9 protein-coding genes and 1 pseudogene are annotated in these 12,590 nt (G+C 72.5%); 4 read left to right on the forward strand and 6 right to left on the reverse strand.

Going from position 1 to position 12,590, the window contains the following annotated elements; translation table 11 throughout:
- Nucleotides 1-4: 4 nt before the first annotated feature.
- Complete coding sequence (locus tag OG730_RS21625) at nucleotides 5-1,684, forward strand: sensor histidine kinase (protein WP_327309356.1); 1,680 nt, start codon at nucleotides 5-7, stop codon at nucleotides 1,682-1,684.
- Nucleotides 1,685-1,721: 37 nt separating this feature from the next.
- On the opposite strand, the gene OG730_RS21630 is transcribed toward OG730_RS21625, so the two are convergent.
- A complete protein-coding gene (locus tag OG730_RS21630) occupies nucleotides 1,722-2,672 on the reverse strand; it encodes an HAD hydrolase family protein (protein WP_327305788.1) in 951 nt (316 codons plus the stop codon).
- Between the two features lie 38 nt (nucleotides 2,673-2,710).
- Between OG730_RS21630 and OG730_RS21635 the strand changes: the two genes are divergently transcribed.
- Together OG730_RS21635 and lepB are read left to right on the forward strand one after the other, a co-directional pair.
- Nucleotides 2,711-2,989: a hypothetical protein gene (locus OG730_RS21635; RefSeq protein ID WP_327305789.1), complete on the forward strand. Its 279-nt coding sequence runs from the start codon at nucleotides 2,711-2,713 to the stop codon at nucleotides 2,987-2,989.
- A gap of 61 nt (nucleotides 2,990-3,050) precedes the next feature.
- Entirely contained in the window at nucleotides 3,051-3,824 is a 774-nt protein-coding gene (gene lepB / locus OG730_RS21640) for a signal peptidase I (RefSeq protein ID WP_327305790.1), read from the forward strand.
- A gap of 48 nt (nucleotides 3,825-3,872) precedes the next feature.
- On the opposite strand, the gene OG730_RS21645 is transcribed toward lepB, so the two are convergent.
- The 4 genes from OG730_RS21645 to OG730_RS21660 all read right to left on the reverse strand — a co-directional run bounded on the left by OG730_RS21645 (nucleotide 3,873) and on the right by OG730_RS21660 (nucleotide 10,556).
- Nucleotides 3,873-4,775 carry an LLM class flavin-dependent oxidoreductase gene (locus OG730_RS21645; RefSeq protein WP_327305791.1) on the reverse strand — a complete coding sequence of 301 codons (903 nt, stop codon included), beginning with the start codon at nucleotides 4,773-4,775 and terminating at the stop codon, nucleotides 3,873-3,875.
- A 117-nt stretch (nucleotides 4,776-4,892) separates the two neighbouring features.
- Entirely contained in the window at nucleotides 4,893-7,982 is a 3,090-nt protein-coding gene (locus OG730_RS21650; RefSeq protein WP_327305792.1) for a tetratricopeptide repeat protein, read from the reverse strand.
- The gene (locus OG730_RS21655; RefSeq protein WP_327305793.1) at nucleotides 7,979-9,844 is read right to left on the reverse strand and encodes an HSP90 family protein; all 1,866 of its coding nucleotides are present in this window, start codon (nucleotides 9,842-9,844) and stop codon (nucleotides 7,979-7,981) included. The genes OG730_RS21650 and OG730_RS21655 overlap by 4 nt, the downstream gene beginning before the upstream one ends.
- Before the next feature lie 172 nt (nucleotides 9,845-10,016).
- On the reverse strand, nucleotides 10,017-10,556 hold the full coding sequence (locus OG730_RS21660) for an RNA 2'-phosphotransferase (protein WP_327305794.1): 540 nt from the start codon (nucleotides 10,554-10,556) through the stop codon (nucleotides 10,017-10,019).
- Between the two features lie 135 nt (nucleotides 10,557-10,691).
- Here OG730_RS21660 and OG730_RS21665 point away from each other — a divergent pair.
- A pseudogene (locus OG730_RS21665) lies at nucleotides 10,692-11,396 on the forward strand (aquaporin); the annotation flags it as partial.
- 276 nt (nucleotides 11,397-11,672) lie between these two features.
- Here OG730_RS21665 and OG730_RS21670 read toward each other — a convergent pair.
- A complete protein-coding gene (locus OG730_RS21670; RefSeq protein WP_327305795.1) occupies nucleotides 11,673-12,587 on the reverse strand; it encodes a MerR family transcriptional regulator in 915 nt (304 codons plus the stop codon).
- Nucleotides 12,588-12,590 lie beyond the last annotated feature (3 nt).

The following is a 12,590-nucleotide window of genomic DNA, read 5'->3' on the forward strand; positions in this document are numbered from 1 at the left end:
CCCGATGGAGGCCGCGACGGCGGCCACCCGGAGCCTCCAGGGGCTGTCCACCGAGCTGACGGCCCGGGTGCCGCAGCTGCTGGAGGCCATGCGGTCGGTCGGTACCGGCCTCGAACTGCACTCCACGCTGGACCGGATCTGCGAGACGGCCGCCGAGCTCGCGGACGCCCGCTACGCGGCCATCGGCGTGGTCGACACCGAGGGCCCGGGGCTCTCGGACTTCGTCACCTTCGGGATCAGCGACGCGCTGGCCAGGAAGATCGGGCACCGGCCGGACGGGAAGCGCGGCCTGCTGGGCGCGCTGATCTCGAACCCGGACCCCGTGCACCTCGCCGACCTGACCAAGGATCCGCGCTCGTCGGGCTTCCCCGCCCATCACCCGCCGATGAAGACCTTCCTCGGCGTGCCGATCCGGGTCCAGGGCGAGATCTTCGGGAACCTCTACCTCGCGGAGAAGAACGGCGGCGGCGAGTTCAACGACTACGACGTCCACATGGTCCGGGTGCTGGCCACCGAGGCGGGCATCGCCATCGGCAACGCCCGGCTCTACGAGGCCGCCACCCAGCGGGAGCGCTGGATCGACGGTTCGGTCGCCGTCACCACGGCCCTGCTGTCGGGCGGGGACGCGGACGACGCGCTCGCGGTCGTCGCCGAACAGGCACGCAGGCTCGCCGATTCGGCTGCCGGGATCGTGATGCTGCCGGCTGAGGAGGGCGGGATGGAGATCGTCGCGGTCTCCGCCGAGAACCCGGCTACCTCGCTCGGCATCGTCATCCCGGCCGAGAGCCCGGTGGTGGCCAGGCTGCTGGAGGGCGAGCCGGTCTTCGTGGACGACGCCGCCTCCGACCCGCGCATGATCAGCCGCCTGACCAGCCAGTACGGGGCCTGCATGATGCTTCCGCTGCAGAGCGGGGGCCGGGTGCTGGGGGCTCTCGTCACGCCGCGGGCACGCGGAAAGCGGCCCTTCACCGAGGCGGAGCGGACCCTGGCCACCCAGTTCGCCTCGCAGGCGGCCCTGGCGCTGATGATGGCGGAGGCCCAGCGGGACCGGGAGCGCCTCGCGGTGTTCGAGGACCGTGACCGGATCGCCCGGGACCTCCACGACCTGGTCATCCAGCGGCTGTTCGCCACCGGGATGATGCTGGAGGGCGCCCAGCGCCGTTCCATCGTCCCGGAGGTCCGCGACGGCGTCGGCAAGGCCGTGGACGAGCTCGACGTGACGATCCAGGAGATCCGCACCGCGATCTTCGCGCTCCAGCAGGGACCGGCCGAGGCCCCCTCGGGCCTGCGCACCCGGGTGCTGCGGGAGATCAACATGGCCGCCGTGCCGCTGGGCTTCAAGCCCGCGCACCGCTTCCTCGGACCGATCGACGCGGTCGTCGGCGAGCTCGTCGGCAAGAACCTGATCGCCGCCCTGCGCGAGGCCCTGTCGAACGCGTTCCGGCACGCGGAGGCGTCCCGGATCGAGGTGGTGCTCGACTCCACCGTCAGCCTGGCCGACGGGCGGCCCGGGGTCCGGCTGGAGGTGGCCGACGACGGAGTGGGCATCCCGGAGGGCGGGCGGCGCAGCGGGCTGCGGAACCTGCGCCGGCGGGCCGAATCGCTCGGCGGCTCCAGTTCGTACGGCCCCGGCCTGGGCGAGGAGGGCGGCGGGACCACCCTGGTCTGGGAGGCCCCGCTGTAGCCGAGGCTGTGGCCACCGCTGTGGCCACAGCGGTGGGCTACGCCTCGGTGCGGGACGTGCGGTCGGCCAGGATGCGCTCGATGACCAGGGCGACGCCGTCCTCGTTGTTGGCGACCGTACGGCCCGACGCGGCCGCGATCACATCGGGATGGGCATTGCCCATCGCGTACGAGGTGCCGGCCCAGCCGAGCATCTCCACGTCGTTCGGCATGTCGCCGAAGGCGACCACCTCGGCGGGCGAGATGCCGCGCTCCTCACAGCACAGTGCGAGGGTGCTCGCCTTGGAGACGCCCGGGCCGCTGATCTCCAGCAGGGAGGTCGGGCTGGAGCGGGTGATCGAGGCGTACGCGCCGGCGACGGAGCGCGCCAGCGTCAGGAACTCGTCCGGAGCCAGCTCGGAGTGGTGCGCGAGCACCTTGAGCACGGGCGCCGCATCGTCGTCCGTGGCCTCGTGGAGCAGCTCCTCGGCGGTGGCGACATTGGCACCGGGGTCCTGGAAGAACGGCGGGTACTGGGGCTCGTAGTTGATGCCGGTGGTCAGCTCGACGGCGAAGGAGGTGCCGGGGGCGGCGGCCCGCAGGGCCTCCACCACCTTGAGCGCGGTGATCCGGGGCAGCGGCCTGACCTGGACGAACTCCCGGCCCGCAGGTTGCCGTTCGGAACTGTGCCGGTCGGCGGTGTGTCCGTCGGCGGCGTGCCGCTCCATGGCGTGCAGGTCGACGACGGCGGCGCCGTTCGCGCAGATGGCAAGGCCGTGGCCCTGAACGTGGTCGCTGACCACACCCATCCACCGGGCCGGGCGTCCGGTCACGAAGAACACCGCGATGCCGGCCTCCTCAGCGGCGGCGAGTGCGGCGACGGTGCGTTCCGAGACGGATTTGTCGTCGCGCAGCAGGGTGCCGTCGAGGTCGGTGGCGATGAGCCGGGTCGCGGGGGTTGGCCCGTCCGGGCGCTGGGGAGCCGAGGTCACGGCTCCATCTTCGCCCATGCCGGCGGTCGGCGATGTTTCACGTGAAACATCGCCACATGGTTGTCAGTGGGCGGTGGAAGGATCTCCTCGCCGGTTCCGCCGGTGTTCGCGCCGCCGGCTCGGTGCCGGTTCCGACGACCTCACTCGGGGGCGACGTGCTCATCCCTTCAGCCCGTACGCGGGACTGCGACGCCTGTGGCGGCCCGCACGCCAAGTGGGTCCCGAGTCTGACGATGGCCCTGTGCTCGGTGTGCGAGCGGGAGGGCACCCACCATCCGGAGCGGGAACCGGTCCTGGTGGGCGAGGTCCTGCGCGTCCTCCTCTTCACGCCGTAGCGACAGCATCGGGCGTAGGGTCCGTGCACACCGAAGGAACGTGACGACGCCGGGGGTTTGCATGGGAGGTCTGGTCATCGATACGCGATCCGACCAGGAGGGTCCGCGGGGCGAGGGCGGTCCCGCGCGGGAGGACGCACCTGTTTCCGGTCGGGGGTCGAAACGGCGCCGCCCCTTCTGGACGGAGCTGCCCCTCCTCGTCGGTGTCGCGCTGGTGCTGGCCTTTCTGATCAAGACGTTCCTGCTGCAGGCGTTCCTGATCCCTTCGGGCTCCATGCAGAACACCTTGCAGAAGGACGATCGCGTTCTCGTCGACAAGCTCACCCCGTGGTTCGGCGCGAAGCCTGCCAGGGGCGAGGTCGTGGTCTTCCGTGATCCGGGCGATTGGCTCGCGGGGCATCCGGTGGAGAAGCCCAACGTGGCGCAGAAGTTCCTGAGCTCTGTCGGGCTGATGCCCGCGGCCGGGGAACAGCACCTGATCAAGCGAGTGATCGGGATCGCCGGCGACACGGTCGAATGCGAGGGCACGGGACCACTGAAGGTGAACGCCAAGCCGCTCGCCGAGCCGTACGTCTTCGCCGGGAACACCGCTTGCAGCACGGACGCGGGCGGTCAGTTCAAGGTGACGGTGCCCAGCGGCCACATCTGGGTGATGGGCGACCACCGGCAGAGTTCGCAGGACTCCCGCTACCACCAGCTCGACCCCCGCGGGGGCATGGTGCCCCTGACGGACGTGGTGGGCCGTGCCGTGGTGCTCGCCTGGCCGGTCGACCGCTGGACGACCCTGCCCGTGCCGGACACGTTCGACCAGCCGGGTCTCTCTCCCACACCGTGACACCCGGATGTGCCGGGGATCGCCGTCGCGTCCCCGGCCTCCTGGCGGTCAGCCCAGCTGGGCGAGCGCCTCGGTGGCGATCTCCTCGAAGACGCCGGGGTCGGTGGCGAAGTCCGAGTCGGGGATCGGCCAGTGGACGACGATCTCGGTGATGCCCAGGTCCCGGTGGATGCCCGCGAAGTCCACGAAGGCGTCGAGGGATTCCAGGGGGCGGCCCGGCTCCGGCGTGAAGCCGGTGAGGAGGATCTTGTCCAGCTCGTCCACGTCCCGGCCGATGTCCGCGCAGGCCTTGCCGAGCCGCTGGATCTGGCCGCGGATGGCCTCCGCCGACTGCTCCTGAGTGCCTGCCTCGAACAGCTTCGGATCGCCGGTGGTCACCCATGCCTGGCCGTGCCGGGCGGCGAGCTTCATGCCGCGCGGCCCGGTGGCGGCCACCGCGAAGGGCAGCCGGGGGCGCTGGACACAGCCGGGGATGTTGCGGGCCTCGTCGGCGGAGTAGTGCGTGCCCCGGTGCGTTACGGAGTCCTCGGTGAGGAGGCGGTCCAGCAGGGGCACGAACTCTGCGAAGCGGTCGGCGCGCTCGCGCGGGGTCCACGCCTCCTGGCCGAGGGCGGTGGCGTCGAAGCCGTTGCCGCCGGCCCCGATGCCGAGTGTGATCCGGCCGCCCGAGATGTCGTCCAGGGACATCAGATCCTTGGCGAGCGTCACGGGGTGCCGGAAGTTCGGCGAGGTGACGAGCGTGCCCAGGCGCAGGCGCTCCGTGGCCGTCGCGGCGGCAGTGAGCGTGGGCAGCGCGCCGAACCACGGACCGTCCCGGAAGGTTCGCCAGGACAGGTGGTCGTAGGTGTACGCGGTGTGGAAGCCCAGCTGTTCGGCCCGCTGCCAGCGGTCACGGCCTCCCTCGTGCCAGCGGGTGAGGGGAAGGATCACGGTGCTCAGGCGCAGGGTCATACCCACGAGCCTACGACCGTCGGGCAGGGTCCTCGCATGACCGCCGGCCCGCGTCGCCCGGCGTAGCCGCTGCCGCCGCCGTCGTCCCGGGCCTCGGGGCGACGGCGGCGGGCCGCCTCAGGAAGAGGTGCGCAGCAGGTGCTCCGTGGTGCGTTCGGCGCTCTCCAGGAGCCACTCCGGGGCCACGCCCTCGGGCAGCGCGCGGACCTCGGCCGCCAGGGCCGAGACCCGGGCGGCGCCGGCCTCGGGCCGGCCCAGCTCGTGCTCGGTCCAGGCGGCGTTGTTCACGCACTGGAACCGGGCCTGCAGGTGCTCCGGGCCGAGTTCCGCGTGGAGGGCGGCGGCCCGCTCCCAGAGCAGGATCTCCTCCAGCCGCAGCGCCTCCAGCTCCGCCGCGCCCAGCGGTTCGGCGTACCCCGGGCCGCGGTTCTCCGCTTCTCCGTCCTCCGCTTCTCCGTCCTCCGCTTCCCTGTCCTCCGCTTCCCCGTTCTCCTCCCGCGCCTCCTCGTCGGCACGCACCCGGCGGTCGAGCACCTGGGCGAGCTGGTTCCAGGTCTCGGCGAGTTCGGCCCGTGCCTCGGGGGCCCCGGGGCCGTCGGGGGCCTGCGCGAGCGCGGCGGTCAGCACCTCGGCCGCCTCGTCCATCCGGGCCCGGGCCCCGGCGACCGCCGCGTCGGTGACCTCTTCGCGCAGCCCCAGCCAGGCCAGCGACCGCAGGATCCGTACCTCGGCGACCGGTGCGTCCTTCGACCGCCTGCGCAGCTCCAGGGCACGCTCGTACGCGGCGACGGCCTCCGGTACCAGCCGTGCCTCGGAGAGCTGATCGGCGGCGGTCTGGGCGAAGCTCGCCTGCGGACGCGGGTCCTCCCAGTCCTCGGCGAGCTCCGCCGCCAGCAGGTACTGCTCGGCCGCGCCCCGGGGGTCGTGCAGTTCGCGCAGCAGGTCGCCCAGGAACTCCCGTACCGAGACGGCCTGGCCCGCGCCGTGCTCCAGCAGGTCCGGCAGCGTCGACTGCAGCACCTCGGCCGCTTCGGCGGTACGGCCCTCACGGGCGTGGCACCGGGCGAGCAGCAGCCGCGCCTGGGCGCCGCCGTCGGCGGTGAGCCCGGCCCGGTCGAACCAGTGCGCCGCCTCCAGAGCGAGCCGCGCGGCCTCCGCGTCGGCCTCGCCGCGTCCCAGCAGGATGTCGGCGAGGGTCAGCCGTACGAGGCCCTGTGCCTCGGGGTCGGTCACCTCTGCGGCATGCGCCAGCCCGGCGCGGGCCGACTCCTCGGCCTCCGCCGCACGGTCCAGCGACATCAGTACGCCGGCCCGCAGCACGAGCGGGTCCACGGCGAGCCACGGCCGGGCCAGGGCCACCGACCGCCCGGCGGATCCGGCGAGCAGCGTCACGGCACGTTCCGGCTCGCCCTGCGAGAGGGCGAGCCGGCCCAGCATCTCCTCGGCCTCCGCCGCCAGGTCGGGCAGGACCGCGCCGTAGGCATCGGCGAAGGCGGCCAGTTCGGCGGCCAGCTCGCCGTGCCCGTGCTCGGTGTCGTGGCCGTTCCCATGATCGTGCCCGTGGCCGTCGCCGTGCCCGTGTTCGGGGTCCTCGGTGGCCTCGACCGAGCGCAGGTACGACTCCACCCGGATCCCGGTCAGCTCCGCCAGGGCGATCCGCCGGGTCCGCAGTGGCTCGTCCGGGTCCAGCGCCTCGGCGGCGCGCAGGGCGACGGCCAGCAACTCGCGCAGCTGCCCCGCCCCGGCGCCCGACTGCGCGGCCACGGTCGCCAGCCGCAGCTCGGCCAGCGCGGCACGCTGCGCGAGCCCCAGCTCCCGGTAGCGCTCGCGTACGGCGGCCAGCAGTTCCGGCGCGTTCGCGGCGCCGGCCCGAGCGGCCGTCAGGGCCTGGTGGTCCGCCACATCGGCGGTGGCCAGCGGATCGGACCCCTCCGTCGCCTCGGGGCGCAGGGCGACCCTCGCCCACAGGGCATCCGCGCCGGGGTGCCCGATGTCGCGTGCGGCCCTGGCCCGTTGCACGAGTTCCGCGAATTCCTCGGCCGGGGCCGCCTCGGGGACCGGGACCCGGGCCGGGCCCTGCGGGAGCGCCGCGAGCGCGGAGCTCCGTACGCCCAGCGGCAGGACCTCGGTCACCGGGGCCGCGCCGATCCGCGCGAGGAACCGCTCGGAGACGCGCTTGGAGCCGTTGCGCGCGTCGAACCACATGGCGATGTCGAGCGAGCCTGCGTGCAGCACCTCGTACAGCTCGGACACGGTGCACGGGCTGCCCTCGAAGGCGACGGTGGGGTTCTGCCCGTGACCCAGTTCCGTCAGCCGGCGCAGCAGGACGAGGACTCCCCCGTGGAAGGCCAGCTGGTCGGAGAGGTTGGCGAGCGGGGCCACGTGCACCGCGTGCTCGGCCAGGATCTCCAGGCCCCGGGACTCGTTCCCGGTGAGGGCGCAGAACTCGATGTGCCGCCCCACCGAGGGCAGCAGGCTCTCCTTGTCCCGGGCCAGGCGGTATCCGCGCAGATGGGCCGAGCGGGCCTCGTCGAACCGGCCGAGCCGCAGCAGCGGCAGCAGCGAGGCGGCCAGGACCCGGTGGGGTTCCTCGGCGCAGGTCTGCTCGCCGGACAGCACCGGCTGCCAGACCTCCAGGGCCTCGGCGTCGTCGCCGCGCAGTGCGGCGTACTGGCCCTGGCCGTTGAGTTCGCAGGCGTGGCAGTCGCTCATGTCGTCGCGCTCGGCGGCCTGCCAGCGGGCGTACGCGCGTCCGGCCCGCGCGTCGTCGCCGATGGCGTCGGCGAGCCACAGTTCGGACTCGCGCACGGGACGCTCGCTGTAGCCGGCGATCCGGTAGCGCCGCTCCATCTCGTCCAGCCAGCCGGCGGCCGACTCCAGCGAGATCTCCGGCGAGTTGCCGATGGCGCCGGCGATCCACTTGAACTGCCAGAACAGCGAGTGGGTGTCCCACTCGTCGAAGGCGCCGGGGTCCTTGTCGTACTCCTGGAGCAGCCGGGCGAAGGGGACGAGCATCTTCGTCGATTCGGAGCTGTACAGGTAGGCGTTGATCAAGTTGTCCAGAGCCGCACGGAACAGCGGACGGTCCCCGGTCGCCTCGGCGGCGGTGCACAGGGCCTCGGCGTGCGCGTTGCGTGCGGTCCCGCCCGGAGCCTGGCGGTTCTCGGCCAGTGCGTGCTCGATCTCCTCGCGGGTCATCGTGCTCACTTCTGCTCCTCCTGGGTGCCGGTGCCGGTGCTGTCCGTGCTGCTGACGGGGTGCGTCGCCCATTCCAGGAGTCCGAGGAAGGCCCGGTTGAGCAGGGTGGTGTCGGCCGCGCGCAGTGGCCGCTGCGACCTCAGCAGGGCCTGGCCGTACAGCGATTCGACGGCGGTGCCGGTCAGGGCCTCGTCGGGGAGGGCGGCGATCCGGCGGATGAGCGGGTTGTTGTGGTTGAGCACGAGGCGGGCGCGCGGGGCGGAGCCGCGCAGCGAACCGAGGATGCCGCTCCACAGCGAGTCGGCGCTTTCGAGGGCGGCGGTGCGGTCGCGCTCCTGACGGGCCTGGCGGTCGTCGAGGTAGAGCGCGGGGACGGCTGCGGGCTGGAAGGCGCGCAGGACGACGTCGCAGCTCTGCGGTTCCAGGCGGGTCCGGGCGGTGGCCAGGAAAGGGGTCAGGGCCAGTTCGGCGGAGGTCGGCACCGGATCGAGCCGTTCGGTGACGGCTCCCGCGTCGAGCTCGGTGACCTTGAGCTCCGGCCGGACGGCGGGCAGCAGCGCCAGCAGGTCGGCGTCGTAGGTGTAGCCGGCGTTGATGACTCCGAGACCGTGGGCCGCCGCGATCGGGGCGATCTGGCGGAACTCCTCCACGGTCCGGGTGAAGTGGATCTCGGTGTGCGCGGAGGCGAACTGCTCCAGGCTCATCGAACCGTCGCTGGTCTCGAACGGCAGCCAGGGCAGCATCAGGCCGAGCAGTTCGGCGTCGTGCCGGGCCAGCGATTTCACCCCGAGGTGGTGGACGGCGAGGAAGGCGGCCAGCCGCTCGGGTTCGCTGGTGGCCAGCTCTGCGAGCCAGGCGCGGACTCGGGCACCGAGGGCCTCGCGGACGGCGGCCAGGGTTTCGTCGTCGTACAGGTTCTCGCGGGAGGCGGTGGGCCGCAGGGTGTCGGTGTCGAGGACGGCGCGGACGAAGAACGCCCAGTCGGGCAGCAGGTTGTCGGCCTTGTCGGTCAGCAGCATGCCCTTGAGGTGGACGCGGTGTCCGGACCGGTGGGCGGGGCTGGTCGGCTCGGGCAGGACGTACGCGACTCCGCGCACTCCCGCCACGGGAAGGTCGAGGTCGATGCTGTCGAGGGGGGTGAAACCGAAGAGCCGCGCGCAGTGCCCGGCGAGCGCGACGCGGCGGGCCGCGGGGGTCGGGAAGGGCCGGTCCCAGACGGCGGGCCGGTCGGTGACCGGGCGGGGCCCGGTGGCGGAGCCGTCGTCGAAGGTGATGTCGTAGGGCAGCAGGGAGCCGTAGTCGCGGGCCAGCCGCTCGACCTTGGCCGGGACGGTCCACTCCTCGGCGCCGGGGCGGGCTTCCAGGACGACGGTGGTGCCGGGCTCCGGGCGGGCGTCGGAGGGGAGTTCGCGGACGGTGTAGGAGCCGTCGTCCGTGGCCAGCCATTCGACGGGCGCGGCCAGCGGATCGCGGGCGGAGCGGGTGACCACGCGGATCTCGCGGGCGACGACGAAACAGGCGAGCAGTCCGATGCCGAACTGGCCGAGGAACTCCTGGCGGGTGGTCTCCAGGCCGTGTGGGCCTCCGCGCTTGGAGCTGCGGCCGATGGTCGCGAGGAGGGAGTGGGCCTCGTCGGCGGTCAGGCCGATGCCGCTGTCCTCGATGGTCACCCGGTTTCCGGTCGCCGACAGCCGGATGCGGATCTCGGCGGCGGGGTCCAGGGCGTGGCGGGCGGTGACGGCGTCGACTGCGTTCTGGAGAAGCTCGCGGACGTACACGCGGGGGCTGGAGTAGAGGTGATGGGAGAGCAGGTCGACCAGGCCGCGCAGGTCGACCTGGAAGGTGTTCGGATGGGGCTCTTCGGACGTCATGGGGTGTCACCTCGCGTGCTGGTACGGGTTGTTCGGCGACCGCGAGGTACCCCCCTCACAGATCCCGGAGTGAGGAACAGCGTAGGGGGATGATCTGACAATCCCTCCGTGAATTCCGGGGCCTTCGGGGCTTCTCCGAAGCCCGCCGGAGCTTCTCCGAAGATCATTCCGCTTATTGGAACCGAAGGAATTGCGGCGGCACCGCGTCCGCCAGCCACACTCCATTGGCGCTGATCCGAAAGACGTGCCCCGCGGCGCGCATCGCTCCCGCGTCCACGGCGAGGACGACCGGCCGGCCGCGCCGGGCGCCGACGCGGGTCGCGGTCTCCCGGTCCGGGGAGAGGTGGACGTGGTGGCGGGCCATCGGACGCAGTCCCTCGGCGCGGATCGCGTCCAGGGCGGCGGCGACGGTGCCGTGGTAGAGGTACGCGGGCGGTTCGGCCTCCGGCAGGCCCAGGTCCACGGCGACGGTGTGCCCCTGGCTGGCGCGGATCCGGCTGCCGTCGACGGCGAAGCGCTGCTTGTCGTTGGCGGCGACCACGTGGTCGAGCTCGGCCCGGCTGATGGGGAAGCCGTGGGCGGCGGTGGCGTTCAGAAGCTCGTCGATCTCCACCCAGCCCTGCGGGTCGAGCACCAGTCCGATGCGTTCCGGCTGATGGCGGAGGTGTTTCGAGACGTATTTGGACACCTTGACGGTGCGCTTGTCATCCATTCGCCCAGCGTGACGGCTCGGCCGGGTCCGGCGCAGCGATTTTTCGCCCTTCTTCCGAACCTGGACTCCCTCTATCGCGTTTCCAAGATACGGAATACATTTTCCGCTGAACTGCCACTCAAGGGGAAGAAAAGTATGACAAACAGTGCGTCTCTGTCTCTGTCTCGGCGGGCCACCGCCGAGCTCGTCGGCACCGCCGCCCTCCTCGTGGTCGTCATCGGATCGGGAATCCAGGCCGCGGCCCTCACCTCCGATACGGGCGTCGCCCTAGTCGCCAACTCGCTCGCCTCGGCCATCGGGCTCGGGCTGATCATCACGCTCTTCGGGCCGCTCTCGGGCGCCCACCTCAACCCGGTGGTCACCCTCACGGCCTGGTGGGGCCGGCGCAGCGGTGGCGAAGGAGTCGGCGGCCGGGAGGCCCTGGTCTACGTGGCGGCCCAGACCGCCGGGGCCATAGCCGGCGCGGTCCTCGCGGAAGCGATGTTCGGCCGCGTCCCCGGAGCCTTCTCCACCCAGGTCCGCGACGGCGGACACCTGCTCGTCGGGGAGGTCGTGGCCACCGCCGGGCTGGTCCTGGTGATCCAGGGCCTCGGCCGCATCGGCCGGCCGAAGCTGATCCCGGCCGCGGTCGCCGCCTACATCGCCGCCGCGATCTGGTTCACCTCCTCCGGGTCCTTCGCGAACCCGGCCGGCACCATCGGGCGCAGCTTCAGCGATTCCTTCACCGGCATCGCCCCGCAGTCGCTGCCGGGGTTCGTCGCCGCCCAGCTCGTCGGCGGGATCCTCGGCCTGATCCTCGCGGCAGTGCTCTACGGGACCATCGGCCGGGCGGCCGCCGACGCGACCGCCGAAGCGGCTGACGCCACGGGCACTGCCAACACCAGCAGCACCGTCGGTACCAGCAGCACCGTCGGTACCAGCAGTACCGTCAGCACTGTCGGCACCGTCAGCACCAGCATTCCGGTGGCCGAAACCAGCACGCCCGGACCGGCGTTCCAGACCGCCGTCTGACGCTCCGGGACAGGTTCCCCACAGGTCTGGCTGACTTGTCCACAGCCCTTTGTGTCGGTTTCGCCGACAAAAGTGCGATCCGGCCTGTGGACTACTGAGCGAGCACTACCGGCCTCCGCGGTTGGCCAGATCGTTCATCGTCCGGGCCTGCAACTCCCGCTCCGTGGCGGCCCGGACGAACTCCGCCACATGGTCGGGCCCCACCAGCTCCTGCACCGCCCGTACGGTCTCCGCGGGCAGGGCCACCGGAGCCGGCCCGGACGGCTGCGGGGTTCCGACGGCCCCGAGGTGGCGCTGCAGGTGCCGGGTCGCGAAGAGGCGCATCGCCCGGGCCAGTTCCGCGTCCACCGTCTGCTGCGCCAGCGGCCGCAGTCTGCGCACCATCGTCGCCGCCTCGGCCGCGTCGGAGTCCGTGGGGGGCACGGCCCCCAGGTACCGGGCGAAGACGTGCTCCGTGGTGAACTCCAGGAAGCGCGAGGCGATGAGCTCCACCTGGCCGCGCAGCTCCCGCAGATGACCGGTGATCGCGGGCAGCGGGACCCCCGCGGCGTACAGCTCGGCCGCCACGGACAGTTCCTGCGGAGACGGTACGAGGAACTGGTCCGGTCGATCCGGGATCCGCTCCAGCACGCCCAGTTCGCACGCCTCGCCGACCGCTTCGTCGTCGGGCATGCCGCCGAACCGTTCGTTCAGCTCGTCCCGGCTTATCCGGGCCGCCTCCTCGTCCGTCCACGGCCCGTGCACCTCGGCCACCAGCCCGAGGACCCCGCCGAGCCCGCGGCCCGCGTCCCAGGCCTCCAGCAGTTCCTTGATCGAGGCCAGGGTGTACCCGCGGTCCAGCAGGTCGGCGATCTGGCGCAGCCGCGCCAGATGCGTGTCCCGGTAGACGTTGGAACGGCCTCGCCGCTCCGGCTTCGGCAGCAGACCGCGGTCCTGGTACGCCCGGATCGTGCGGACGGTCGCACCGCTGTGGTGCGCCAGATCCTCGATCCGGTACTCGGCTACTGCCTGCTCGGACAATCC

The sequence above is a fragment of the Streptomyces sp. NBC_01298 genome, from assembly GCF_035978755.1.
In the GTDB taxonomy this organism is placed as follows: domain Bacteria; phylum Actinomycetota; class Actinomycetes; order Streptomycetales; family Streptomycetaceae; genus Streptomyces.